This is a genomic window from Streptomyces sp. SID5785 (genome assembly GCF_009870065.1).
GTDB lineage: Bacteria > Actinomycetota > Actinomycetes > Streptomycetales > Streptomycetaceae > Streptomyces.
Genome location: NZ_WWIA01000487.1, coordinates 1 through 1,391 on the forward strand (window position 1 = coordinate 1; position 1,391 = coordinate 1,391).

Here is a 1,391-nt window from a genome sequence, read left to right on the forward strand (position 1 = left end):
CCGACGGTCGGCGACCACAACAAGTTCAACGGCTCGCTGAGCCGGGTCAAGGCGCTCGCCAACGGCTGATCCCACCCCGACGGGCCCCGGCCCGCCCCGCCCGACGACACGTCCGGCCGCGCCCCGCCGCGCGGCCGGATCGGTGTGTGCCCGGGGGTGCTCAGCCCGCGGCGACCAGGGTCGGTACGTAGCGGCTGTTGTGGCGGCAGCCCAGGTTGTCGTACGTGTTGACCTTGGTGACCGGGTCCGTCCTCACCAAGCGGTACTTGCAGGCCCCCTTGATGTGGCTGCCGGAGATGCCGCCGGGGAAGTCGATCTCCTTGTTCCACAGGTACGGCGAGGAGTAGTCGTTGAGGTGGGCCGTGGCGTTGACGTCGATGCCGCCCGGCGCCTCGATCTCGTAGACCCAGCCGGTCTTCGCGGCGCCGTAGGTGGCGAACTTCTCCGCGACCCACTTCTCACAACTCGTGCTGACGTGTGCGGTGTTCTGTCCGCCGCCCTTGACGATGTACTCGGCGAGCGGCGTCATCGCCCGGCCGCGCGGGGTGAAGCCGTCCTCGAAGAGCTGGTCGACGTTCTCGCGGGTGTCCCCGCGCCACAGCGTGTTCGTGTCCTCGCGCCACTGCCAGTTCTCCGTCACCGAGGCCTCGTGGACGGCCGGGGCGATCGTGGGGGACGTGGTGGTGCGCCACCAGTCGAAGGGGCGGAAGGTCCCGACCGGCCCGCACGGACCGGTGTCGGGGGCCTGCGCGGCCGGGGCGGCCGCCCGCGGTGCGGTGGCGTCGGCGGGAGCGGCCAGTGCCAGGGAACCCGCGGCGAGGGCGGTGGCGGCCAGGGCGCGCAGAACGCTCTTGAGCATGGTGAAGCCCCATCAGTTGATCAACAGGATGGGGCCTGTATAACGGCATCCGGGGCTCGGACCTGCGGGAACAGGCGCAGGGTCACCCGCGGGCGGCAATAGTCGTATGGTGCGCAGCAGGCCGCCGACGGCCGTACGCTGCCGCCATGACCGACACCGACACCCTCTCGCCCCGTGACGCGTTCGCGATGCTGCTGGCCGGCAACCGGCGGTTCGTCGCGGGCACTCCCGAGCACCCGAACCAGGACGCGGCGCGGCGCGCGCAGATCGCCCCGCTCCAGAACCCGTTCGCCGTGCTCTTCGGCTGCTCCGACTCCCGGCTCGCCGCCGAGATCATCTTCGACCGGGGGCTCGGCGACCTCTTCGTCGTCCGCACGGCCGGACACGTCCAGGGGCCGGAGGTCCTCGGCAGTGTCGAGTACGGGGTGAGCGTCCTCGGCACCCCGCTCGTCGTGGTCCTCGGCCACGACGCGTGCGGCGCCGTCGCGGCGACGCGCGCCGCGGTGGACGGCGGCACGACGGCGGGCGGCTA

2 protein-coding genes are annotated in these 1,391 nt (G+C 72.2%); one reads left to right on the forward strand and one right to left on the reverse strand.

The window, feature by feature from the left end; all coding sequences use genetic code 11:
• Positions 1-160: 160 nt before the first annotated feature.
• Complete coding sequence (locus GTW43_RS15745) at positions 161-859, reverse strand: hypothetical protein (RefSeq protein ID WP_161302631.1); 699 nt, start codon at positions 857-859, stop codon at positions 161-163.
• A 146-nt stretch (positions 860-1,005) separates the two neighbouring features.
• On the opposite strand from GTW43_RS15745, the gene GTW43_RS15750 reads away from it, so the two are divergent.
• Positions 1,006-1,391, forward strand: a 386-nt coding sequence (locus GTW43_RS15750) for a carbonic anhydrase (protein ID WP_272922534.1), incomplete at its 3' end; no start/stop codon positions are given.

Excerpts from the sequence above, each read along its gene's own strand:
- GTW43_RS15745 (WP_161302631.1), bottom strand. The coding sequence starts at position 859 with ATGCTCAAGAGCGTTCTGCGCGCCCTGGCCGCCACCGCCCTCGCCGCG.